18 protein-coding genes and 1 tRNA gene are annotated in these 23,749 nt (G+C 46.8%); 9 read left to right on the plus strand and 10 right to left on the minus strand.

Translation table 11 applies throughout. The annotated features are described in order from the left end of the window. Positions 1–91: 91 nt before the first annotated feature. From J3491_RS03230 to pyrC, 3 genes are all read right to left on the minus strand, one after another. Positions 92–167, minus strand: a tRNA-Glu gene (locus J3491_RS03230). A gap of 488 nt (positions 168–655) precedes the next feature. Beyond that, entirely contained in the window at positions 656–1,414 is a 759-nt protein-coding gene (gene rnt, locus J3491_RS03235) for a ribonuclease T (RefSeq protein ID WP_075100582.1), read from the minus strand. 223 nt (positions 1,415–1,637) lie between these two features. Beyond that, on the minus strand, positions 1,638–2,708 hold the full coding sequence (gene pyrC / locus J3491_RS03240; protein WP_100749868.1) for a dihydroorotase: 1,071 nt from the start codon (positions 2,706–2,708) through the stop codon (positions 1,638–1,640). Positions 2,709–3,042: 334 nt separating this feature from the next. On the opposite strand from pyrC, the gene J3491_RS03245 reads away from it, so the two are divergent. Continuing rightward, positions 3,043–4,281: an argininosuccinate synthase gene (locus J3491_RS03245; protein ID WP_075100583.1), complete on the plus strand. Its 1,239-nt coding sequence runs from the start codon at positions 3,043–3,045 to the stop codon at positions 4,279–4,281. Between the two features lie 156 nt (positions 4,282–4,437). Here the strand turns inward: J3491_RS03245 and J3491_RS03250 are convergent, their stop codons facing one another. Further along, on the minus strand, positions 4,438–5,700 hold the full coding sequence (locus J3491_RS03250) for a hypothetical protein (RefSeq protein ID WP_207969193.1): 1,263 nt from the start codon (positions 5,698–5,700) through the stop codon (positions 4,438–4,440). Between the two features lie 146 nt (positions 5,701–5,846). Between J3491_RS03250 and J3491_RS03255 the strand changes: the two genes are divergently transcribed. After that, positions 5,847–6,386, plus strand: coding sequence for a L,D-transpeptidase (locus J3491_RS03255; RefSeq protein WP_075100585.1), 540 nt, complete (start codon positions 5,847–5,849; stop codon positions 6,384–6,386). Between the two features lie 207 nt (positions 6,387–6,593). Beyond that, a complete protein-coding gene (locus tag J3491_RS03260; RefSeq protein ID WP_100749795.1) occupies positions 6,594–7,208 on the plus strand; it encodes a nitroreductase family protein in 615 nt (204 codons plus the stop codon). Positions 7,209–7,494: 286 nt separating this feature from the next. Here J3491_RS03260 and J3491_RS03265 read toward each other — a convergent pair whose 3' ends face one another. Beyond that, entirely contained in the window at positions 7,495–9,144 is a 1,650-nt protein-coding gene (locus J3491_RS03265; RefSeq protein ID WP_207969194.1) for a CYTH and CHAD domain-containing protein, read from the minus strand. A gap of 131 nt (positions 9,145–9,275) precedes the next feature. Then, complete coding sequence (locus J3491_RS03270) at positions 9,276–10,862, minus strand: isocitrate lyase (protein WP_075100588.1); 1,587 nt, start codon at positions 10,860–10,862, stop codon at positions 9,276–9,278. A gap of 801 nt (positions 10,863–11,663) precedes the next feature. Here J3491_RS03270 and J3491_RS03275 point away from each other — a divergent pair. Beyond that, complete coding sequence (locus J3491_RS03275; protein ID WP_075100589.1) at positions 11,664–12,653, plus strand: LysR family transcriptional regulator; 990 nt, start codon at positions 11,664–11,666, stop codon at positions 12,651–12,653. 386 nt (positions 12,654–13,039) lie between these two features. Next, a complete protein-coding gene (locus J3491_RS03280) occupies positions 13,040–14,419 on the plus strand; it encodes an NAD-dependent succinate-semialdehyde dehydrogenase (protein WP_075100590.1) in 1,380 nt (459 codons plus the stop codon). A 155-nt stretch (positions 14,420–14,574) separates the two neighbouring features. On the opposite strand, the gene purN is transcribed toward J3491_RS03280, so the two are convergent. Together purN and purM are read right to left on the minus strand one after the other, a co-directional pair. Then, positions 14,575–15,261 (minus strand): phosphoribosylglycinamide formyltransferase, encoded by a 687-nt coding sequence (gene purN, locus J3491_RS03285; protein WP_207969195.1) that lies wholly within the window; start codon positions 15,259–15,261, stop codon positions 14,575–14,577. Then, the gene (gene purM / locus J3491_RS03290) at positions 15,261–16,322 is read right to left on the minus strand and encodes a phosphoribosylformylglycinamidine cyclo-ligase (protein WP_207969196.1); all 1,062 of its coding nucleotides are present in this window, start codon (positions 16,320–16,322) and stop codon (positions 15,261–15,263) included. The genes purN and purM overlap by 1 nt, the downstream gene beginning before the upstream one ends. 428 nt (positions 16,323–16,750) lie before the next feature. Here purM and J3491_RS03295 point away from each other — a divergent pair, with 428 nt between their 5' ends. The 3 genes from J3491_RS03295 to J3491_RS03305 all read left to right on the plus strand — a co-directional run bounded on the left by J3491_RS03295 (position 16,751) and on the right by J3491_RS03305 (position 19,866). After that, entirely contained in the window at positions 16,751–17,857 is a 1,107-nt protein-coding gene (locus J3491_RS03295; protein ID WP_207969197.1) for an AI-2E family transporter, read from the plus strand. Between the two features lie 313 nt (positions 17,858–18,170). After that, positions 18,171–18,974, plus strand: a complete 804-nt coding sequence (gene hda / locus J3491_RS03300) for a DnaA regulatory inactivator Hda (protein WP_207969198.1) — start codon at positions 18,171–18,173, stop codon at positions 18,972–18,974. A 190-nt stretch (positions 18,975–19,164) separates the two neighbouring features. After that, entirely contained in the window at positions 19,165–19,866 is a 702-nt protein-coding gene (locus J3491_RS03305) for a DUF2057 family protein (RefSeq protein ID WP_075100595.1), read from the plus strand. A 119-nt stretch (positions 19,867–19,985) separates the two neighbouring features. Here the strand turns inward: J3491_RS03305 and J3491_RS03310 are convergent, their stop codons facing one another. Then, the gene (locus J3491_RS03310) at positions 19,986–20,465 is read right to left on the minus strand and encodes a Dps family protein (RefSeq protein ID WP_105243933.1); all 480 of its coding nucleotides are present in this window, start codon (positions 20,463–20,465) and stop codon (positions 19,986–19,988) included. 490 nt (positions 20,466–20,955) lie between these two features. Continuing rightward, positions 20,956–21,615, minus strand: a complete 660-nt coding sequence (locus J3491_RS03315) for a YcxB family protein (RefSeq protein ID WP_207969199.1) — start codon at positions 21,613–21,615, stop codon at positions 20,956–20,958. Between the two features lie 583 nt (positions 21,616–22,198). On the opposite strand from J3491_RS03315, the gene serS reads away from it, so the two are divergent. Further along, positions 22,199–23,485 carry a serine--tRNA ligase gene (gene serS, locus J3491_RS03320; RefSeq protein ID WP_100749788.1) on the plus strand — a complete coding sequence of 429 codons (1,287 nt, stop codon included), beginning with the start codon at positions 22,199–22,201 and terminating at the stop codon, positions 23,483–23,485. Positions 23,486–23,749 lie beyond the last annotated feature (264 nt).

Below are 23,749 nucleotides of genomic sequence, written 5' to 3' on the forward strand. Positions count from 1 at the left end.
GTGGGGCTTTTTGGTGGTACGCTTATCAGTCTTATCTTATGCTAAGTAAAAGTTATGCTAAGCAGAAGGGCTAATAAGTGACGCCTTATAGTGGCGTCCCCAGGGGGATTCGAACCCCCGTTACCGCCGTGAAAGGGCGGTGTCCTAGGCCTCTAGACGATGGGGACTAGTAACAACACCTCAGCTGCTTTCACCATTTATGCTGAAGTGGTGCGTATTCTAATGGCGTCTGCGTTTTCTGTCAAGCCTTTTTCTTCGTCTTTTTAAAATTAAATATCTTTTTTTGATAGCGCGGCGCGGATGCAGGTCTTTGCGCTTTAAATGATGCCGAATCCATAGAGAGGTACAAGCGCTGATAGTCAGGGCTAGTAGCATATAACCGAGGATGGTGCCCCATAACTTAAGCTGTGGATCCATAGTAGAGTCCCTCCTATCAAGCCTTGCAGTTATGACTCACATACTGCAAGGACGTGTGGGCGACTTTGACCATCTGTAGGATGATAAGACCACTAAGCAGTAGGCTGGTATGGCTCGTCAGCGTACTGTTTTTATTCTCATATCCTTCTCGACTAAAACACCAAGAGGGTAAAGTCAGCTAGTCTTACCAATAGCATTATTATGAGGGCATAACAATATAGGATATGTGATTAAAGGCTTATTTGTCAGTTTGCGTAGCGGTGTCAGCTTCGGTAGGCTCAGTAGCCATGGCATTTGCGAGCATGGGGTAGCTGTTTAAGATATGACAAAAAAGCTCGGCAGTTTTTTGCGTATCGTATAGCGCTGAGTGCGCGTCTTTACCATCAAACTCTAACCCTGCCGCTTTACAGGCTCGTGCCAGTACCGTCTGACCAAAAGCAAGGGCCGACAGTGTCACGGTGTCAAATACCGAAAAGTTATGAAAAGGATTGTGGTTTTTGCTATTGGTACGTAGCACTGCGGCATTTAAAAACGCCAAATCAAAATGGGCATTGTGACCGATGAGCACGCACTGACGACAGTCCTCTGCGCGTCTGACTTCTTTTAAACCTTTAAAGATACGCCGTAAAGCAGTCTTTTCGTCTTCGGCGATGGCTTTGCGCATAGGGTTTTTGGGATCTATGCCAGTAAATGCCAGCGCACTTGGCTCTAGGTTTGCCCCTTCAAAGGGTTCGATATGGGCGTTTAGCGCATCTCCTGGATAAAACACGCCCTGCTCATTGAGTAAGATAGGGATACAGGCGATCTCTAGTAGCGCATCTGTTTGCGCGTTAAACCCTGCTGTCTCCACATCGACGACGACAGGCAAAAATTTACGAAACCGGTCTTTTAGGCTCAGTGGTGCTTGCTCATCTGACGAACCTGCAGTGCTATCTGCGCTAGTCGCCGGTGTGTGCTCAGGGTTGCGGGGTAAGGCGGTATCGTTTTGAATGGTCATATTACGTTAAATCACTTTTGTCAGTCGTGCTGTTGTATTGAATAAATAATTATTAAATTGAATAAACAATCACTAAAAAACCATCCTACGATCTCAGCTACGCTTTAGGTAATCAAGGTAGCGTCGATATCGTCGGATAGCAAATAAAAGCGCGGGTTTTGGCGTCCGCTGCCACTTATTCTTAAGTTAGCTTAGTTTTTAATCAACTTAGTCTTTAGTCGAATTAGTCTTTAATTGACCAAGGGAGTGTCTCGCCCGCCAGCAGCGGTGTCAATGAAGTGCCGTCAAAATACGGATAAGCGTTTGGCACTTGCATTGGTGTGTTTACAAGGGTGATGGTGCTTTGGTTGACAGGCAGACCATAGAACTGCGCGCCAAAACGACTGGCGAACCCTTCTAGTTTGTCTATCTTGCCGACACTGTCAAAGGCGGTGGCATATAACGGCAAAGCGATAGAGGCGCTATAGCAGCCGGCACAGCCGCACGTGGCTTCTTTTTTGTCGGTTGCGTGCGGGGCGGAGTCAGTGCCCAAAAAGAACTTTGGGTTGCCACTTGTTGCCACGTCTAACAAGACTTTTTGATGGCTTTCACGCTTTAAGATAGGTAAGCAGTAAAAGTGCGGCTTGATACCACCGACCAGCAAATGATTGCGGTTAAACATCAGATGCTGCGGGGTAATGGTCGCGGCAATATGGTTGCCTTGTGCCAAGACAAAATCAGCGGCGTCACTGGTGGTAATGTGCTCGACGACGATTTTTAGAGTGGGAAATTTGATGATGATTTGTGCCAATACCTCGTCTAAAAACCGCTTTTCGCGGTCAAAAATATCCACATGATCTTGCGTCACCTCACCATGTAACAATAACGGCAAGTCGTATTTTTCTAACGCTTCAAACACATCGACGCATGCACTGATGTCAGTGACACCATCAGCCGAGTTGGTCGTGGCCCCTGCCGGATAAAGTTTGACCGCTTGGACGATACCGGATTTTGCGGCCATCTCGATGTCTTGAGGCGTGGTGTTGTCTGTGAGGTATAACGTCATGCGGGGGTCAAACGCTGCAATGCGCTCAGCGCTTATGTCGCTGTTTTGCAAGTGCGTCATGATACGCTCACGATACGCGCGGGCATCATCGACTGTTTTGACAGGGGGGACAAGATTTGGCATACAAATGACACGGTTAAAGCTATCTGCAGCATGTGGCACGGTCGTGCCCAGTGCCTTGCCGTCGCGCAAATGAATGTGCCAATCGTCTGGCTGAAGAATGGTCAACTCTCTAATCGAATCAGTCATAAGGTCGTCGCGCTCTATATCGTCATATACGGGAAATAAAAGGGAGTGATACTGCCCGACTATCATAACAGATTTGCCTACTTGACTAAATATGTGACCAGATATAGTCAATAGAAGAGACAGGCGGGCAACGACCCAGCTGGCATGCCAAATAACCGCTGCCAAAATATATTTATTTGAGATTTAACGCAAAAGCGCGCCGCACGGGGCAGTGGTACTTTTGCCCATAGTAAATATGATGTACACTGAGCAGGTGGTTTATTTTTTTGTCTACGATTAGCGCTTTTATCCCCACTCAATTCTCATCATCAAAACTTTATAATAGGAGTTATTCATGGCTCAACTTGATCCAAAAAATATTAATAAAATCGTATTGGCTTATTCAGGTGGTCTTGATACCTCCATCATCGCTAAATGGCTGCAAGAAACCTATGATGCTGAGGTGATTACTTTTACCGCTGATATCGGTCAAGGCGAAGAAGTTGAGCCGGCCCGTGCCAAAGCCCAAGCCATGGGCATCAAAAATATCTATATCGAAGATTTGCGCGAAGAGTTTGCGCGTGACTATGTCTTCCCGATGTTCCGTGCCAATGCCATCTATGAAGGCGAGTACTTACTCGGCACGTCTATTGCTCGTCCGCTCATCGCCAAGCGTTTGGTTGAGATTGCCAAAGAGCACAACGCCGATGCCATCAGTCACGGTGCGACAGGTAAAGGGAACGATCAGGTACGTTTTGAGCTTGGTGCGGTCGCGTTGTCGCCTGATGTTGTGACTATTGCGCCGTGGCGTGAGTGGGACTTGTCAAGCCGTGAGAGCTTGATGCAGTATGCTAAAGAGCATGATATTGCCATTGACTATGCCGGCAATAAGAAAAAATCGCCTTACTCAATGGATGCCAACCTACTGCATATCTCTTATGAAGGCGGTATCTTAGAAGACCCATACGCCGAGGCAGAAGAGGATATGTGGCGCTGGTCGGTCAGCCCAGAAGACGCCCCAGACGAGGCGCAGTATCTAGAGTTAGAGTATGAAAAAGGCGATATCGTTGCGATTGATGGTGAGCGCCTCAAGCCATACGAGGTAATGATTAAGCTAAATGAGCTAGGCGGCAAGCATGGTATCGGTCGTTTGGATATCGTCGAAAACCGCTATGTCGGTATGAAGTCGCGCGGCTGCTACGAGACGCCAGCAGGTACCATCATGCTAAAAGCGCATCGTGGTATCGAGTCGCTGACCCTAGATCGTGAAGCGGCGCATCTAAAAGACGAGCTAATGCCGCGCTATGCAAAAATCATCTACAACGGCTACTGGTTTAGCCCTGAGCGTATGATGCTACAGGCATTGATTGACAAATCACAAGAGTATGTCAATGGTACGGTACGTGTGAAGCTGTATAAAGGCGCGGTGAGCGTGGTTGGTCGTAAGTCAGATGACTCACTGTTTGATGAAAAAATCGCCACGTTTGAAGATGATGCGGGCGCATATGATCAAAAAGACGCAGAAGGTTTTATCCGTCTAAACGGCTTGCGTTTGGCCATCGAAGCCAGCCGCGGTCGTGATTTATCAAAATAAGTCTTTACGCTGTTTTTGATAAATTGATCATCAAAAAGCACGTCATTGTATAAAATATAAAACAAAGGCCGCTATCGATAGCGGCCTTTGTTTTTTTATGACAGTATTATGAATATGTTATAAGGATGTTATGAGGGTGGTCATAAAGAATATTGTCTATTTGGTTTGTTGGTCATTTGCGGGTGTAGTCTCGTCATCGTCTACTCGAACGATAGCGACATCTTGCTGCTGGCGCTCTTTTAGGCGGTCTTGCTCTATGACTTCCTCAGTTGCCAGCACCATACCGTCTGACTTTTGGTTTTGATACTTGAGCATCGCAAGAGCACCAAGGACACCGATCACAGCGACGATCAAAAGGATAACGGGGTTTTTCCAAAGCGGCGTGGCCGCGTCATATTCAATCGGTTTTTCGCTGATGGTGGCTGGGGTGTTGTCGTTATTACCGCCGATTAACCCTAAACTGACCAAAGGCGGCTTTGGTGGGTTGGCAGGCTCGGAAGTTATGCGTAGGCGATTGCGGCTCAAATAGATATCAGATATCTTTGCCAGCTGTAATAGCCAGCGCTGATGCGGTAGCGCGACGGCAGGCATTTGGGCAAAGACCAGCATATCATTGTGATGACCTTGCTGGACATTGTCAGGTGAGCGGCCGATGGCCTTAAGGTAGTTGCCAGTGGCCAGCTGCATATCTTGTACAGGGTTTTGATTGTCAGGTCTAAACCCAGTCAGCTCGTACCAATAAGGGTCAAAAATCGGGGGCGTACTAGATAGCTGCGCGCTACTCAATAGACGGCGCGCGGCGGCACTTACAGATGATGCTTCTGTCGCAGCAGACGGCGTGTCTATATTGTCATGTTGGCTCGGTTCTTGTGCAGCGACTGTCTTAGACGTATGAGCCTGCGCAAAACGCTCAGCTGCTAAAAACTGCGGCTGCAGCGCAAACCACTTATCGATCTCATCATTATCTAGCTGACTATAATCTGCTAAGATAGCCAGCTCACGTAGTGCAATCACGCACAAAGACGTGAGCAAAATTTGTACTTGTGGCGAGGTGGCTTTTATCTGAGAAGCAATGCGTTCACTGGCTTTGATGACTCTGGCATTATCGTTAAATATCGCATCAGCAGCGTCGTGGCGATGGTACAACGTCGCCCCTAACGTGGCAAAGTTCATCGAGTTGTATTGGCGTAGCTCTTTGACCGCGCCGCGCCCAAATAGCTTTTTGCTGACCGCCTGTCCTTGATAGCGCTGCTGATAGGCGAGGAGCGCACTGACAATAGCTTGTAGGCTGGCATCCATTGCTAAGCGCGCCTGCGGCAGTGAAAGCTGGGCGGCATCTGCCAAAAGCGACACCATAGGCTGGGTATCATGATATAAAAAATCATACATCGACACACGTGTCGGTGAAATAGTCGTCATAATCTGCTAGCATCAAAAAGTGTGCCCCTATATTACGGTGCCAAATGTCTCGGCACAATCCCTTAATAATAGAAAAATTCAATTCATTGACTTACAACACGGTTGACACAGACATCAATTAGATGACTGAACGCTGGATATATCCTATGAAAAATAATGAAAACGTTGATAAAAGCTTTGATAAAAACCTTGATATGCATTTGGTGATTAATATTGCTCAGCAAGCCTTAACACTCTACCAATATGATAAAAAAATAGCGCGATACGCCGTATCTACCGCCAAAAACGGTATCGGCAGCCAGCAAGATAGCGGTTGTACGCCGCTTGGCGAGCATGTCATTGCTCAAAAAATAGGAGGCGATGCGCCGATCAATGCTGTATTTGTCGGGCGGGTGCCAACTGGGGAGATCTATGATGATGCGCTCGGAAAGCAGTATCCTGAGCGCGACTGGATACTAAGCCGAATTTTATGGTTAAGTGGTCTCGAGGAAGGGTACAATAAAGGCTGTAATGCCCAAGGTGGCTGTGATACCTATCAGCGTTATATCTATATTCATGGCACCCCCGACACCGAGCCGATGGGCGTTGCGCGCTCGCATGGCTGCGTGCGTATGCGCAATGACGACATCGTAGCGTTATTTGCGCAAGTCAAGGAAGGTACGCCTGTGTCTATCGTGTCAGCGTAGATGAGCAGATAGTGGCTTTGGTCAAGCAAGCGTGTCAGATACATTGCAACATCAAGCAGAATAACTTTACGGAGTGATTGATAAAATCAACTTTATAGAGACTGGATATTATTTAGTATATTGATATAATGTTTGCCTTATTAAAAGTGAGCGTGTCGTGCCAGATACCGCTCACTTATGACGTCTTTTATGATAAGGATAACGATAATGTCTAAAGAAAGTCTAGTCACGCTACAACAAGCTTTTGATGAGCGCCGTTCGGTATATGCATTGGGCAATGAATTACCAGTCGCGCCGCAAGCGATTATCAACATGGCAGAACGAGTGCTTTTGCATACGCCTTCAGCCTTTAACTCGCAGTCTTCGCGTCTGGTGGTGTTGTTTGGTGACGAGCACCAAAAGCTGTGGGACATCGCTGAAGAAAAACTGCGGGCAGCGGTCGGCGACGGTGACTTTTCAGGCAGTCAGCAAAAGCTGGACGGCTTTCGAGCGGCGGCGGGTACCGTCTTATTTTATGAAGACCGAAACGTGACCAAGTCATTACAAGAGCAGTTTGCTTTATATGCTGAGCGTTTCCCTATTTGGGCAGAGCAAACCTCGGCCATGCACCAGTATGCCATGTGGACAGAGCTGCGGACGCTGGATATCGGTGCCAACCTACAGCATTATAACCCACTGGTAGATGAAGATGCCGCGGCAGCGTTTGCTATTCCGGACAGTTGGGAGCTGATAGCACAGATGCCATTTGGTAATATCAAAGCCCCTGCTGGCGAAAAAACCTATCAGCCGGTCAGTGAGCGTATGAAAGTACTGGGTCTATAAGAGAGCCAGATACGAGGGCGTGCCTTCATTTCAAAAATGGTGATAAAAATGAGATAAATTGCGGTCAAACAAGGAAAATAGCGCCGTTAATATCGGGATATTGACCAGCTATTTGACGATGTTTGGCAAAATTTGGCCATTTTTAGCCCATTTAGATAACTATCGAGTGAATTGAAGACACGCCCTAGGCCTGCCTGATGATAACGTGGCCTTGTGCTACCAATATCAATGATAAAAAGACAGCTCATCGACCATGAGCTGTTTTTTTTGTATGTAACATAATGGTTTAGATTGATATCAGCGATTTTTTGACTTTGGCCAAACGTTTTTGAAGAGGTTTATGTTGGGTCTTTAGGGTAGCAGCAAACCAGCCTGCGCCAAATAGCGCACGCGTCTCTGTCGCTGATTTTTGCTGATAGTGCTGGCCATAACGCATAGCGTCGTCATAGTGACTCAGTACCTGTTTTGCTTTGAGCAAGTGCTTACGCTGGCGCTTGAGCTTCTTTTTCGCTTTCTTTTTTTTGTGGCCTGTCTTGAGCAAAGGCGTAGCAAACTCATGGACATAATATAAGGTCGTCACCTGCTGGTTTAACGCTAGTAGGGCTTGCTGACTCTCTTGCGTGTCTTGGGCGTCTTTCATCTCTTGGGCACCGCCGTTTTTCTTGGTATCGTCGGTAGCGTTCTCTTCTGACTCAGCGCCATCTAAGCATGGGGATCTTTTATGTTGTAGCCGCTCCTCGGCTTGCACAAATGCTTTTTGCTGCTTGAGGAGCACGGCTGTTAGCGCCTCTTTTGCGCTCTTGTCCGCGTGCGGCTCAAGCGCTGGATCACTCATCGCAAAAGCAATCAGCTCCAGTAAGGTTAGTTGAAAGTCATTGGCACAGACAGCGTCCATAGGCCGAATCTTTATAGCGTCAATATCAGCCGCCCATTCTACAGCAGGCGCGCCATATTGCTGTAAATATGGCTCTACAGTAGAGGCCAGATGAGTAAGGTGCTGATAGTCACTGAGTAACGCTTGAGTTTGCTCTAGTATAGGTGACCACTCAGGATTGATTTCATCAGAGAAGCTGGCAAACGCTTGCAGAGCAGCGTGCAGGCGAGTAATACCGATCGCTAGCTGCAAGACATGGGCGTCATCATAGCGCCCAGAGACGATAGCGCTGCTATTAGGCAGCATATGTAGTAGGCAGTGATGTACCGCCGCCCGTATAAACGCAGGCATGCTGGTATGGTTGTCGATATGAGAAAGCTGAGTATCAGCAGTGACAGCAGGGCTATGCGCTTGTCCTGTAATCAATAGACCACCGCGCTCGGCTTTGGTGATGGTAGATAAGCACAGCTTATAACGCTTGCACCAGACTTTGGCTGTCGTAAATAAAAAATCAATATCGCCTGACACCAGCTCAAACTCAATTTCTTGAATACAATCACGCAGCGCATCATCATTACCGTGGACAATCTCTCCATAGTCATAGGCCATCTCCAGCTGATTGTCTGCGTCTTCATCATTGTCTTCTATCAACAGGCGGGTGGTGCGCTCGACATCAGTGACATACAGCTGAGTGAGGTTTTTGGTGAGTTTTTTGAGCTTAAAGGGCGCAAGAGCAGGGGCGATGGCGGTGTCTTTATATATACTAAAATCAGGCATAAGCGCTTTGTCAGCGAGCATGGCTTGTACGTGCTCAGGGTCTAAGGTGGCGTTGTGCTCTAGGCGAGCTGCCAGACCATCGCCGCCAGCTTTGATGGTCTGCACCCATGTATCGTCTTCTTTACGAATGCGTAGGCCAATCCCTGCTTGCGCCAACTGCTGATCAGGGGTGTCATAGTAGTGGGCAGCCATTTGTGTGGTTTGAGAGGATTTGACTTTTGCTTGACGCATCAAGCCTTTAAGCCGCGACTCTGGGACCAAAAACTTGAGTTCGATCTCTTGCATAATGACTCCTAATAATGACGACGAATGATTATTAGTCTACCATCCTATGCGTGATGATAGGACAATAAAAAGCCGCCCTACAGTATGTAGGACGGCTTTTTGTATCAATTATACTTAAAAGTAGTCGATGATTAGAACTGGTTCATGGTGTTCTTTTCGCCGCCAGCTTTTAGTGCGTTGTCACCTGAGAAGATCTCTTTGTGATCATCGCCTAAGTCAGAGCCCGCCATGGCTTGGTGCTTAACACAAGAGATACCTTCGCGGATTTCTTTGCGTTGTACGCCAGCTGCATAAGCAAGCATGCCTTCTTCACCAAAGTAGCCTTTAGCAAGCTCATGTACGCTAAGCGCTGTGGTGTGGTAAGTTGGCAGGGTGATCAAGTGATGGAAGACACCTGCTTCACGTGACGCATCACGCTGGAAGTTTTGTGCAGCAACGTCAGCGGCAGCGTCAAGCTCAGTACCGTCGTAATCGCTACTCATCAAGTTATCTTTGTCATAGCTTGATACGTCTTTGCCTTCTTCTTCCCACTGAGCGATTACTTGCTTACGGAAGTTTAGCGTCCAGTTGAATGATGGGCTGTTGTTGTATACAAGCTTGGCTTTTGGCTGCTGCTCTTTGATGCGATCTACCATTGATTTGATATGGGCAACATCTGGCGTTGGTGTTTCGATCCACAGTAGGTCAGCACCGTTTTCAAGCGCAGTCACACAGTCAAGTACGACGCGATCGATGTTGGTCTCTTCACGGAACTGATATAGGCCGTTAGCCAGACGTACTGGACGAACCAGCTTACCGTCACGCTTCAGAAGAACGTCGTTTTCTTTTGCGTCAGCGATGTCGATTTCTTCAACGTCGATGAAGTCGATGTACTGAGAAGCAAGGTCGCCTGGCTCATTTGATACTGGGATTTTTTGCGTCAACGATGCGCCTTCAGAGTCAGTACGAGCAACGATAACACCGTCTTCAACACCAAGCTCTAAGAATGCGTAACGAATGGCATTGATTTTGGCGATGTAGTCTTCGTGCGGTACAGTGACTTTACCTGCTTGGTGACCACATTGCTTGGCATCAGATACTTGGTTTTCAACCTGAATGGCACAAGCACCGGCTTCGATCATTTGCTTGGTTAGCAAGTAAGTGGCTTCTTCGTTACCAAAACCTGCATCGATATCGGCGATGATTGGCACAACATGCGAGTCGAAGTTTTCGATTTTCTCTAAGATAGCTGAGGTATCTTGACCTGCTTCTTCAGCTGCGTTTAGCTCACGGAAGTAGTCGTTTAGTACTTTAGCATCGGCTTGACGCAAGAACGTATAGATCTCTTCGATTAGCTTTGGCACAGAGGTTTTTTCGTGCATAGATTGGTCAGGTAGTGGACCAAACTCAGAGCGTAGGGCAGCTACCATCCAGCCTGATAGATAGATGTAGGTTTTAGATGTGGTGCCAAAGTATTTTTTCTTTGCATACATGGTTTGCTGAGCGACAAAACCGTGCCAAGCACCTAAAGACTGTGTGTATTGAGACGTATCGTTGTCATAGTCTTCCATGTCTTGACGCATGATTTTTGCAGTATATTTGGCGATATCCAAACCGGTTTTAAAACGGTTTTGCATCATCATACGTGCCGCATCAGTCTCGCTGATATTCTGCCAGTTACCGTGCTTTTGCTTTAATTCACGTACTACGTCGATCGCTGATTTATATGCAGTTGACATCTATAGTCTCCTTGGTGGGGTGTAAAAAAACGAAAAATTCCATGTTAAAATAACGCTAATGGTGTCTGACCAAATAAGCGTATCGTGATGCTTTATTTGAGTGTTATCGGCGGCTTATCAGATCAGAGACCATCATCAGTCATCCGTTCGAGCCTTAGTTACCCTAAACAAACCTGCTCACAAATACAAGTAAGCTACTAAACTTGGTCGTCGACAGATGATGGGTAAAATATCGATAACAAGGGGGCGTATCCATATATTGCTCAAGGGCTTACGCTAAATTATTAGACAGCAGTGTCATCATTGGCGATAAGAGATGTTACAATATTCAATGCCGTAATCGCTGGGTTTGGTCGCAATCCATGACCGATATCCTCTGGGTAGCTGGCCTGCGATCGGGATTTTTATAACGTTGTCGCAGCGATGACTTTCATAAATGAATCTTTTATCAACACGGTTTGGCGGCTTGTACGACCGGCTCATCAGAGTCTAATAGACCGGTATCAATAGCGCACAAATAGGATAGTTGTGGTCCGTGTTGCAAATCATCTACGGGATTCACTATAACTGCCTTACCAAGATTTATCTAATTTATGATAGTTATCTTTAGTATTTTTATGGGTTATAATGTATAGATAACAGCGGTTTACGACCGGTAAATCGCGTTGTCATCAGTGAGTGCTAACACAAAATATAAAATAAATAGCGATATTATGCAGTTAAAGGCTGATGGTCAGCATAACTGCACAAAAAATGCCAAGCTTATAAAAGGCGTTTATTCAAAAGCCAAGAGAAATATATATGAATTTGCAGCGGGTAGATTTAAATTTATTGGTACATTTAGATGTGTTGTTACGAGAAAAAAACGTCACGCGGGCAGCCGAGCAGCTTGGCATTACCCAGCCTGCCATGAGCAATATTTTGCGGCGGTTGCGCAAGCTGTTTAATGACCCATTATTGGTGCGCTCGTCCGAGGGTATGACGCCAACGGAGCGTGCATTAGAACTGCAGCCACGTATTCGTGAGATATTGGCTGACTTGACGCAAGTGCTGGAACCACGCACAGAATTCCGTCCTTATAGCACCTCACGCGTGTTTCGCATCATGACCTCAGACTACGCCGAGGCGACGCTGGTGCCAAAGCTGGTCAAAGCGCTGCGCTCTGAAGCGCCCAATGTGATTTTGGACTTTTTGACGCCCTCTGATGTCTCCTACCGTGATATGGAGCAGGGCCGTGTGGACTTGGCGATCAACCGCTTTAATGAGATACCGCAGAGTTTTCACCAAGTGCTGGTCTGGCGTGATACCTTCAGTTGTTTGCTGTCCTCTGAAAGCCCTTATGCCAACCGCTTTAATCTAAAAAACTACCTAAAAGCTCAGCACGTTTGGGTATCCAAAACAGGTATGGGGGTCGGGTTTGGGGTCAACCCTGAAAAGTCTGGCGGGCTTGGCTCTATCGACCAAGCATTGCAGCGCTTGGGTCAAAAACGGCAAATCAGCGTCTTTACCCGTCACTATCAAATGCCAGCCATGCTTGCAGCAAATAAAGACTTGATTGCCACTTTGCCGACACGCGTGGCTCGTATGCAGGCCAACAACGACAGTATCATTATGGAAGAGCCGCCATTTTTTATTCCTGAATTTGAGCTGACGATGGCTTGGTCGCCACTACTTCAGCATCATCCAGCCCATCGCTGGCTGCGTCAGCTGATCATGCACGTGGCGCGTCAGGTGGTCGCTGAAGAAGAAAACCCGCCACAAAACATACCTGTCATCAATCATTTGTTTTGATTGAATACGTCTTGCCTCTACTTATCAGCTTACTCTCTCAAAACCAGCCATCGGGCTGGTTTTTTGTTTTTAACTCAGTCAATGACCATTAACTGAATTGAGCACCCATCTTTTAAACCTCTATTAGACAAGAGAGATTAATATCTCAGTGACACTCTTAACATCTTATGCACACTTCTTTATATCTTGTAAACCTACTTGCTGAGCATTTTGCTATGATAAATGAGATTTAAGAAAAAAAACAATGAACAAGGCTATTGTTAAGTTTTATAACACTATAAAAATGGCTCTATATCATCATTCAAGTGAGCCGATTGAAAGTCGATCAATACTTTAAAATTGATTCAAATAAACCATTATCATGTATAACAACAAGGACATACATCATGGCAGATATTACGACAGTAAACCCAGCAACGGGCGAAAACATCGAAGAATATAACTACATGAGCAATGACGAGGTCAATCAAATCGTCGATGCTTCGCATCAAGCTTTTTTAAAGTGGCGTAAAACCAGCCACGAGGAGCGGGCGAAGGTTATTAGCTCGATTGGCGAGACCTTGATGAGATATAAAGAAGAGTTGTCTCGCCTCATGACCAAAGAGCGCGGCAAGCTCTATAATCAGAGCCTGCAGGAAATAGATTTGTGTAAAGCCATCTGCGACTATACGGCAGAAAAAGGTGTCACTGCACTAGCTGACGATGAGCGCGATATCGAAAATATGAAAAAAGGCATCGTAACTTATCAGCCAATCGGTGTTATCTACGGTATGCAGCCATGGAACTTCCCAGCTTACCAAGTCTTTCGCTATGCCATTGCCAATTTGATGGCAGGTAACAGTATTTTGCTAAAGCATGCTGCTAATGTTACAGGCTCTGGCTTATTAATCGAGAAAATTTTCCATGAGTCTGACTTACCAAATGACCTGTTTCGCACGATTTTGATTGATCATGATCAATCAGAGATTTTGATCGGTAACGATAAAGTGCGTGGTGTGACGCTCACTGGTAGTGATGGTGCAGGTAGCGTGGTGGGCCAGCAAGCCGCCAAGGCTATCAAAAAAGTCGTCTTAGAGCTGGGCTCAAATGACGCCTTTATCGTGCTAGAAGATGCCGACTTGGATCTGGCCGTTGAGACCTGTACACAGGCGCGTTTGATCAACAACGGTGAGACATGTGTAGCGGCCAAGCGTTTTATCGTAGTAGATAGCGTGTATGACGAGTTCCGTCAGCGTATCATTGACAAGTTCCAAAGCAAAAAGTCAGGCGACCCGATGGATGACAGCTCAGATTTGGGGCCATTGGCACGCAAAGACTTGCAAGAAAAACTGCATGAGCAGGTTGAGGACAGTGTGAAAAAAGGCGCGACCGTTGCCGTCGGTGGTGAGCTGCCAGAAGGCAAGGGCAGTTTTTATCCGCCAACTATTTTAGAAAACGTAAAAAAAGGCCAGCCTGCCTATGATGACGAGCTGTTTGGCCCTGTGGCCTCGCTAATACGTGCTCAGGATCAAGAAGATGCGCTGCGTATCGCCAATGATAGTCGCTATGGACTCGGTGGTGCTATTTTCTCAAAGGACGAAGAAAAAGCCATCCGCTTGGCGCGTGAAGAGTTTGACACCGGTATGGTCTATATCAATGGTTATGGACTGGCAAATCCAGCCCTACCATTTGGCGGCGTCAAAAACTCTGGCCATGGCCGCGAGCATGGCGGTTTTGGTATCAAAGAATTCGTCAATATCAAAGCCATTCATGTGCATAATGGCTAATGCCATACGAAGCCATTAGCAGGTACTAATAGTGTGTACTAGCATACAACAAGCCCCCTCATTCAACTATTGAATGAGGGGGCTTGTTTATGGCGCTGTTATACGCTTGGCTCCGGCTCGTGATTTTTGGGTACTGATTTTTGGGTACTATTGCATCATCGGTCGAAATACAGCCTGAGCGGTAATGGGGGCAAGTACGACTGAGCCGATATAGATGGGCTTTGTAGAGGCAGTGCCTTTGTCGCTATGAGTAAGAGTGTCCATGGCAACAGTTGATGCTCAAGCTTCTGTACCCGTGCTTGCAAGCTGTCGGCCGTGTCTTTTTGGTCAACTACCAGTAACGCTTGGGTCAAGACAGCGCCTGCATCAAGCTCGGCGGTGACGACATGGATACTACAGCCATGATGACGATCGCCTGCTTGTATGACGCGCTGATGAGTATCAAGGCCTTTATAAACAGGTAGTAGCGAAGGGTGCAGGTTGATCATCGGCGCAGGCGCATGGTCGATAAACCCAGCGCTTAGTACCCGCATAAAGCCTGCCAGTACAATCAAGTCTGGCTGCCAAGCGCTCAATTGTGTGCTGGCATGAGCCTCGAAAGTCTTAATGCTCATGCGCTTGCCGCTGGCCACATGTGACAACACGGTGACAGGAATATCTGCTTCTTTTGCGCGGGTGACAGCGTAGGCGTCTTCGCGATTACTGATGACGCCGACGATCTCAATCGGTAGCGTTCCTGCTTGCATGGCGTCTATCAAGACCTGCAGGTTACTGCCGCTACCAGAGACCAATACCGCCACGCGTAGTGGCTGATGGTGAGCTGTATGATGGCTATCTGACATTAACGGTACACCACCGCGTCTGCCTGCTCATCAGTGCTGCGTTTGACCATTTCCCCTAATTGCCATGCGGTTTCGCCGGCAGCATTTAAGGTATCGATGGCTGATTGCGCTTTGTCTTTTGGTACCACGATGACAAAGCCAACGCCGCAGTTAAAGGTGCGGTACATCTCGCTTTGCTCGATATTGCCTTGGGTCTGAAGCCAAGTAAACAGCTCTGAGAACTGCCAGCTCGCCGTGTCGATACTAGCGGCCAGATCATCCGGCAGCACACGGGGCAGGTTGTCCGTGAGACCACCGCCGGTGATGTGCGACATGGCGTGCAGGGCTGAGCTGCCAAGGGTATCTTGCAGCGCTTTGATGGCTTTGACATAGATACGAGTCGGTGCCATCAAGGCATCCTGAATAGGCTGACCGTCAAGCATCTCGTCGCTGGTGGTGACATCCACGCCGCTTACGTCGATGACCTTGCGCACCAATGAGTAGCCATTTGAGTGTGCGCCGCTAGAGGCAAGGGCGATCAATACATCGCCTTCGCTGACGTTTTTGCCTGTGATGACTTCGCTTTCTTCGACCACACCGACGCAGAATCCCGCTAGGTCATAATCATCGTCTTGATACATGCCAGGCATCTCAGCAGTCTCTCCGCCGATAAGCGCACAGTTTGACAGTTTGCAGCCCTCGCCAATACCAGTGACCACAGTCGCCGCGACATCGACGTCCAGCTTGCCTGTCGCATAGTAATCTAAGAAAAACAATGGCTCAGCACCGCATACAAGCAAGTCGTTGACACACATAGCGACCAAATCGATACCGATGGTGTCGTGACGCTGTAGCTGCAATGCTAATTTAAGTTTGGTGCCGACACCATCCGTCCCTGATACCAGTAGAGGCGAGGTGTAACCAGTCGGAATACGACAAAGCGCTCCAAAGCCGCCAAGTCCGCCCACAACCTCAGGGCGAGAGGTGGCTTTTGCCACTGATTTAATACGTTGAACCAACGCATCGCCAGCATCAATATCAACGCCAGCATCTTTGTAGCTTAAAGAAGGCTTGTTACTCATGGTCATCTCACAAAATTTATAAGGAATGAAGGTGGGTCAAAAAGCGAGTTGGTTGTGATAACTCTGAAGGTCGTGGGCGCATTATACCCAAAAACCGCCCTGACTCGCAAAGCAACTTGCCACTTATTCGCTATATTTGCATCAGTTTGCGCCAGATCGTCAGCGGTTGCCAAAAAACTCTGATTAAACCATAAAATATCATGGCTATAGGGAATGACTAAAAGTGACTGTTACCTGTGATTGCTCCGTATGGTTTTGCTGGCATGTTACTACTTACAATCATATAAGAAACAAAAAATGACGGATTTTTTGCTGTACTTTGCGATAATAGAACGCAAAATCATTGTCAATCACTGTTTACTACTTTTCATTGTTCACTATTTTTTATTGTTTACTATTCTTATTGACCAATCGCAGGGTTATCCACCATGATAAATCAAACCATAGATCCTTTTTTTCGGCGCTTATTTATTGTAGCGGCGATGGTGGTGGCGCTTTTTTTATTGTATTTGATGATGCCAGTCATCATTCCGTTTGTTTTTGCTTTTGTACTGGCGTATTTGTTTAATCCACTGGTCAAGCGTCTATCAAAATATATCAAGCGCTGGGTGGCGATTATCATTGTCTATGCCACCATCACGCTGGGTATGGTGCTGCTGCTTTGGTGGCTGGTACCGACGTTATGGCATCAGCTGCAAGCGGCTTGGGAATATCTGCCAAAGGTGTTAAATTGGTACAATCAAGTCGTGCGTGAATGGTTTGCTAATAACAGCCGTATTCGTTTGCCTGAGCTAGAAGCCAAAGGGTTTTCTGAAACCTTGGTCGACTATATGCAGACGAACTATAAGTTTGCAGATGCCAGTACGATGATGAGTCAAATCATCGCCTCTAGTATGAACTTTATCAACAATGCAGGTCTTATCGTATTAGTACCGATTTTGACTTTTTATTTTTTATTCAACTGGGATCAGCGGTTGCAGACTTGGAAGATGGCCATACCAGCACCCTATTGCAAAAAAGTGTTACAGGTAGCGCATGAGTGCGACCGTGCATTGATGGCATTTATCAAAGGTCAACTGCTGGTCATGGTATTACTGGGCGCGATATATGCGGTGCAGTTGCAGCTTATCGGCCTTGAGCTGGGTCTGATCATCGGGATGGTGGCAGGTATCGCAAGCTTTGTGCCTTACTTGGGGTTTGGTATCGGTTTTATCGCGGCCATTGTCGCCTGTTTGTTTCAGTTTGGGCTAGACTGGACCTATTTGGCATTGATTGTTGGGGCGTTTTTGGTGGGGCAAGCAGCAGAGGGCTATATCCTGCAGCCACTGTTGTTGGGGGATAAGATTGGTCTATCGCCGCTGTGGGTTATCTTTGCGGTATTGGCAGGGGCAAGCTTATTAGGCTTTGTCGGGATGCTGATTGCACTGCCTGTGTCAGCTGTCCTGAATGTGTTGTTTCGCCATGTGTATGATTATTATCGCTCAACCGATCTGTATAAAGGCCACAAGCAACTAACATTGTTTAAGGATCAATGATTCATGTGTCTCAGGGTTTTATTTCTCTCGTGTCATCACTATTTTGAAATGAGGATACGCCCGAATGATGAGTGATAAAAGTTATAACATGGATTGTATGAGCGTGAATGCCGATTGATGCAAGGTAAAGGGTAAAAGACTTGTCAGTCATTTTACAAATATGTTATATATAGGCGCAGTATTCACGGTATTTATCGTTCCTAGGTTGGCTTGGGTCAGCGTTCATAAAAGCACAAGCTACCCAAGTCAGTTTAAAAATATTAGTCGTTTAGCCTTTTTAGTGATTGCGCTACGCAAACCGAGTTGATGATTCATGGCAGAAGCACAGCTAAGTCTCAATCTGGACATTAAGCACGATGCAAGTCTTAGCGATTTTGCAGGTCCTGGTTGGATGTCGATTATTGATGCAGTCAGGCAGCTACATGTCGGCCTGATCGGTCAGTTATACCTGTTTGGCAGTCCTGCGACGGGCAAGTCTCATCTGTTGTCCGCTATTTGTGAGTCGTATATAGAAATGGATAAGACGGCTATCTGCTTGTCGCTCAATGAGCTGATTCATACAGATGTCCATGTCCTCTCGTCGTTAGAAAGCTTTGATTTAATCGCCATTGATGACTTGGAGGTGCTAGAGCAAAGCACCCAGTGGCAAGAGGCTTTGTTTCATCTGATCAATCGTAGCCGAGAGGGGCAGCGCCAGCTATTGTTTGCTGCCAACAAACCTGCAAGTGAGCTACCGTTTGGGCTAAGGGACTTGCTGACGCGTTTGGCTCAATCGCCGACCTTTAAGGTTCCTAATGGCCATGACTTCGCTGACCGTCAAGCGCTGCTGCAATCTATCTTGCGCCGCCGTGGCTGGCAGTTTGACGACCGTATCATCGATCACTTGCTGACCGACGGACCACACCGTATCGGTGCGATGATGGACGTGCTCAATTATATTCAGCCCATGTTTTCCAATCTTGGCCGCAGCAATATCTCCAAAGCCGTCATCAGTGATGCGCTGCGTACCATCGATGAGCAAACGTTGGCCGCTGAGCTGGCAGATATTGCTCAAGAGACGCAAGTAGATAACAGCACAGCAGAGCAAGACCAACATACCATGCCACTCGACTTTTAGGCGGCGTTGTTCTTACTTCTAATAGGTTTGATTGCTTTTTATAAGTTTGAATGCGCGATAAATAATGGCGTATGTTATGAGTAACCCCATACGCTGTCATACAAAAAACAACGGTTTTCCCCCATTGTTTGCCAACTGTTAGCCAACCCGCTTTATTCTCTAAAACGCCACATGACTACTGGACCCACTTATGAAACCACATGCTTCTTTGTTAAAAAAACTGACCACCAGTGCTTTGCTCATAGGGGCAGGTTCTGTCTCTATGCTATCGCACGCGGCCGTGACGCTGTTGGTCGATGATCATATCAAGGTCACTGCCATCAATGGTCAAGAAGTGCAGCAGAGTGCCTTTCAGCCGCTCACAAAGAAGTTTACGTTGCAGCCTGGTACGCATGCGATTACGGCCAAATACGACCGTTTGTACAACTTGCGCCGTGATGAGCACGACTATTTGCGCTCAGGCAATGTCAGTGTGACCGCGCAATTAGCAGACAATCAGACCTATCGTCTGACCATGCCAAACCAGCCAGAAGCGTACGAAGCAGCGAGAGAGTACGCCAAACGTCCGACATTGGCTGTAGAGCAAAATAATACCGTGATCGCCAGCCAGCAAAGTCTCGGCAATCAACAAGGCGGACTGTTCTCAGGCTTGGGTAAAGCCATCGGCGGCGTGTTTGGTGGTGCAGGTGACGCTGAGCGACAAAACCAGCGAGCGATTGCCGCTTTAGAGCAGCCAGCAACTCAGCCGGCCCAGAGTAGTATCAATACAGGCACCGCGCAATCTGTGCCAGCGGCTGTGCAAACCGGTAATACTCTTGATAGCTTTATGCAGCTATGGCTACAGGCGACCCCTGCGGAGCGCGAAAAAATCCGTCAGTGGATTCAAAAGTAAGCAGCCTAAGTGTTTTGAACCAAAAAAAAGCACCCATTGGGTGCTTTTTTAATGCTTATGTTTTTTGTACTTATATTTTTAGTGTTTATGTATAAGTATAAGCGGCGTATTTTATAGCCTTAGCCCAAAAACGCATTGTACATCCAGATCAGTTTTTCTTGCTGTTGTACGTATTCATCGACCAAGTCTGCTGTGCCTTGGTCTTCGGCTTTTTCGGCCACTAATGACACGTCGCGCTGCTCTTCGATCAAAGCTTTTAGGCCAGTGACCACACCTTTTACACAAGCGTTGCCATCTTTGACGTTTTTGTCTTCAGAGATGCTGGTGTGCTGAGCAAAGTCGCTATAAGCGTGTAGTGGCGTACCACCTAATGTCAAGATACGCTCAGCGATTTCGTCGATCTCTACTTGTAGGCTGGTATATAGCTCTTCAAACTGTGGGTGCAAAGTAAAGAAGTGCTCACCCTTGACGTTCCAGTGATAACCACGGACGTTGATATAAAACATATGATAGCTTGATAGTAAGTCGTTTAGCTTGCTGATGACTTCGCTCATGTCTGCTTTTTCTAGGCCAATCTGGTTGGTTGCATTATTACTCATGATATTATCCTTATAGTTTGAGTGTTCAATAAAAAGTCGTATTAAAAAGCCTAGTAGCGTACGTAATCTTGAGTCACCAAAAAGATGACCAAAAAACCACTAAAAAGCTTGATAATAAAGAAGACTAAGAGTGTAGCAAGTCATGGGCTACGTGGCTATGCTCATTCATATAATATAGCCGTTTTACCAAAAAAAATAACAATATAAATGATACGGCGATACTCGCACCAAACCAGCTGTCAGTTGCCTATGAGGCGGCCGATAATCAGTATCATAAACAAAGGTATTTACTATCAAAAGTAGGTATCGTCCTCACACCTACTTTCTTGGGACTTCTAAACCCTTTTTTCTTCTACTGGTGACTATCATAGCAAAACATCATGGATAAGTTAAATTCATTAATTTTAACCATGTGATTGGTTATTTAGAACCAAGGCGCGCCCTAAGAGTATAGAGCGCTTTTGTATCATAAGCTGCTAAAAAAATATTATTAAGCAGGCGGTTGCAAGCTTTCAGGGTTTAAGCCTTTGACAGGCACCACTTCTTGGAGATGCTGACGCACGGTATCGATCGGAAACTTTTGCGCTTGTAGGCGTTTTGGGACAATCTGGCTGCCTTGTTGGCCTTTAACCTCAAACATCATAAAAATGTAATCGTCGGTTTCATCCCAGCTTTTGACAGCAGTCCATGGAATGACGGCTTGCTGAGTTTTGCCTGCACGCATCTGCATGCCGCGCATCTGATTGCTATTAAACATCTCTGGTTGATTGACAGGCATGGCCATCACCAGTCCGTGCTTTTGTACGCCCAGTTTCATCTGGCGCATCTCATCGGGCATTTCTTGATCGGCCACTTGTTTTTCAAACTCTCTTTTGACGTACCATTTAAAACCAAGGGTACGCACCAGTACATAAATCACCACGGCCACCAGCATTAACCAAAAGATAATCGTAGAGTAGCCTGTGACAAACACCAAACCTGCAATCGCTAGTATCACGACCACGGCCATGACGACCCATTCTTTGGTCTTAAAACTGGATAAACCAAATGAGGGACTCGCACTGGCAAACAGCTCATACTGTGCTTGATGAAATTCGGCCTCGGTGAGGTTTAAGGCGATGGGTTGGAGCGTGTAAGGGTACAGGGCCATAGAGGTTTCTCAGATACTTGTGTTAACAGCGTTGGGTTTCGATCGCCAAAGCAGGACAGCGTCGCCATACTTGGCTAAAGACAGAAAAAAGATATGCGCTTATCTTACCGAAAAGCGCTCTTAAATGAAACATATAAGCGGTGCGATGGCGGGATTGGTCTTATATTTCTATGGATGCGCTGTGCTCAGGTGGTATTTATATAAAATAAAAACCACTCCAGCATAACAAGCGCTACGGCGTGAATATGGCACCACAAAAGTCTTGTTAGGGCGTTATCGCGATATCACTGAGAACATCGCCAAAATATAGGCAAAACATGGTCAAATCTGCTGGGTCTTGGTATCATAGCGGCTATTATATATTCTTATAACCAGCATGGTACATCAGGCGGCTTGATATCCATCAGTGCGTCATGAAGACAATCATCAGAACCATTTTAGGATAATGCGATGGTTCTTTAACAGGCCATGTAAGTCTATTATCTTAGCGGAATTGGCCTGACAGAATGCTCTGATTGGCTGATCTGATTATCAACACGCCCTATTAAAATTTTACCCACATTTAGCGTTACAGGCGACTATTATGATTGATCCGAAACTCTTACGCGGCGATTTAAGTGATTTACAACAGCAGCTAGCCACTCGTGGCTACGAGCTTGATATGGCTTTTTGGCAAAATATCGAAACCGAGCGTAAATCGCTACAAGTCAAAACCGAAGAGCTGCAATCGCGCCGTAATGCGGGGGCAAAGCAAGTGGGCGTGCTAAAAAAATCAGGCGAAGATGCCAGCGAGCTACTGGCCCAAATGCAAAGCATCAGTGGTGAGATTAAGGCGGCAGAAGATGAGCTGCGCACCTTGCAAGAGCGCATCACACAAGCGGCCATGCAAATCCCTAATATTCCAGCAGCAGATGTGCCTGTCGGAACGTCAGAGGATGATAATGTCGAAGTGCGCAAATGGGGTACGCCGCGTCAGTTTGATTTTGACATCAAAGACCATACCCATATCGGTGAAACCTTGGGCATGCTAGATTTTGAAGCGGCCACCAAGCTGACCGGTAGTCGTTTTAATGTGCTAAAAGGACAGCTGGCGCAGATGCATCGCGCTTTGATTCAGTTTATGCTGAACACTCATACGGTCAAGTACGGCTATCTTGAGACTTATGTGCCTTATATCGTCAATAGCGAGAGCCTAAAAGGCACCGGCCAGCTGCCAAAGTTTGAAGAGGATTTGTTTAAACTGACCAATCATACCAATAACGATGAGATGGATTTTTATCTGATTCCGACTGCAGAAGTGCCAATGACCAACTTGGTGCGCGGCGAGCGTTTGGATATCAAAGAGCTGCCATTGAAGTTTACCGCCCATACGCCATGCTTCCGTAGTGAAGCTGGCTCGCATGGCCGTGATACCCGTGGTCTGATTCGTCAGCATCAGTTCGAAAAAGTTGAAATGGTCAATATCGCCACTAGCGAGCAGTCAGATGAGTTGCTTGAGGCGATGACAGGCCAAGCCGAAGATATCTTGCAGCAGCTAAATCTGCCTTATCGGGTGGTACAGCTGTGTACTGGTGATATGGGCTTTGCTGCGCAAAAAACCTACGACATCGAAGTATGGCTACCAAGCCAAGATACCTATCGCGAAATCTCTAGCTGCTCAAACTGCGGCGACTTTCAGGCACGCCGCATGGGCACGCGAGTCAAAGATGGCAAACAAACCAGTCTTGCTCATACGCTAAACGGTTCAGGCCTTGCTGTTGGCCGTACGCTGCTGGCAGTGATGGAAAACCATCAAAACGCTGATGGTAGTATTAGCATTCCAGAAGTGCTGCGTCCATATATGGGCGGCGCTGAGACCATTTTGGTTTAATGCAGTGATGTTTTTCTAAATTGCCCTCTACATTGCTATCTAAGCTGCGAGTCATCCATGGGCTCGCGGTTTTTTTGATCCGTGTTGGTTTGAAAAAACTGATACAAATGATGATTAAATACAAACGATTCTATCAGCGCATTTTTAGCGTGCCTGATGGCAAATATGTTAATATAGCACTTTGACTTTATCGTCTGTCTGTCGATGATGCGTCAGGCGTTTTTGGCAGACTATCCTCGAGTAAACCCTTCTCTTATGCTCCAC

The sequence above is a fragment of the Psychrobacter halodurans genome, from assembly GCF_017498075.1.
Lineage (GTDB): Bacteria > Pseudomonadota > Gammaproteobacteria > Pseudomonadales > Moraxellaceae > Psychrobacter > Psychrobacter celer.

Bases quoted from the DNA above. Each gene is read 5' to 3' on its own strand.
- rnt (WP_075100582.1), bottom strand. From the start codon at position 1,414: ATGACCATTCAAAACGATACCGCCTTACCCCGCAACCCTGAGCACACA.
- pyrC (WP_100749868.1), bottom strand. From the start codon at position 2,708: ATGACTGATTCGATTAGAGAGTTGACCATTCTTCAGCCAGACGATTGG.
- J3491_RS03245 (WP_075100583.1), top strand. From the start codon at position 3,043: ATGGCTCAACTTGATCCAAAAAATATTAATAAAATCGTATTGGCTTAT.
- J3491_RS03250 (WP_207969193.1), bottom strand. From the start codon at position 5,700: ATGACGACTATTTCACCGACACGTGTGTCGATGTATGATTTTTTATAT.
- J3491_RS03255 (WP_075100585.1), top strand. From the start codon at position 5,847: ATGAAAAATAATGAAAACGTTGATAAAAGCTTTGATAAAAACCTTGAT.
- J3491_RS03260 (WP_100749795.1), top strand. From the start codon at position 6,594: ATGTCTAAAGAAAGTCTAGTCACGCTACAACAAGCTTTTGATGAGCGC.
- J3491_RS03265 (WP_207969194.1), bottom strand. From the start codon at position 9,144: ATGCAAGAGATCGAACTCAAGTTTTTGGTCCCAGAGTCGCGGCTTAAA.
- J3491_RS03270 (WP_075100588.1), bottom strand. From the start codon at position 10,862: ATGTCAACTGCATATAAATCAGCGATCGACGTAGTACGTGAATTAAAG.
- J3491_RS03275 (WP_075100589.1), top strand. From the start codon at position 11,664: ATGAATTTGCAGCGGGTAGATTTAAATTTATTGGTACATTTAGATGTG.
- J3491_RS03280 (WP_075100590.1), top strand. From the start codon at position 13,040: ATGGCAGATATTACGACAGTAAACCCAGCAACGGGCGAAAACATCGAA.
- purN (WP_207969195.1), bottom strand. From the start codon at position 15,261: ATGTCAGATAGCCATCATACAGCTCACCATCAGCCACTACGCGTGGCG.
- purM (WP_207969196.1), bottom strand. From the start codon at position 16,322: ATGAGTAACAAGCCTTCTTTAAGCTACAAAGATGCTGGCGTTGATATT.
- J3491_RS03295 (WP_207969197.1), top strand. From the start codon at position 16,751: ATGATAAATCAAACCATAGATCCTTTTTTTCGGCGCTTATTTATTGTA.
- hda (WP_207969198.1), top strand. From the start codon at position 18,171: ATGGCAGAAGCACAGCTAAGTCTCAATCTGGACATTAAGCACGATGCA.
- J3491_RS03305 (WP_075100595.1), top strand. From the start codon at position 19,165: ATGAAACCACATGCTTCTTTGTTAAAAAAACTGACCACCAGTGCTTTG.
- J3491_RS03310 (WP_105243933.1), bottom strand. From the start codon at position 20,465: ATGAGTAATAATGCAACCAACCAGATTGGCCTAGAAAAAGCAGACATG.
- J3491_RS03315 (WP_207969199.1), bottom strand. From the start codon at position 21,615: ATGGCCCTGTACCCTTACACGCTCCAACCCATCGCCTTAAACCTCACC.
- serS (WP_100749788.1), top strand. From the start codon at position 22,199: ATGATTGATCCGAAACTCTTACGCGGCGATTTAAGTGATTTACAACAG.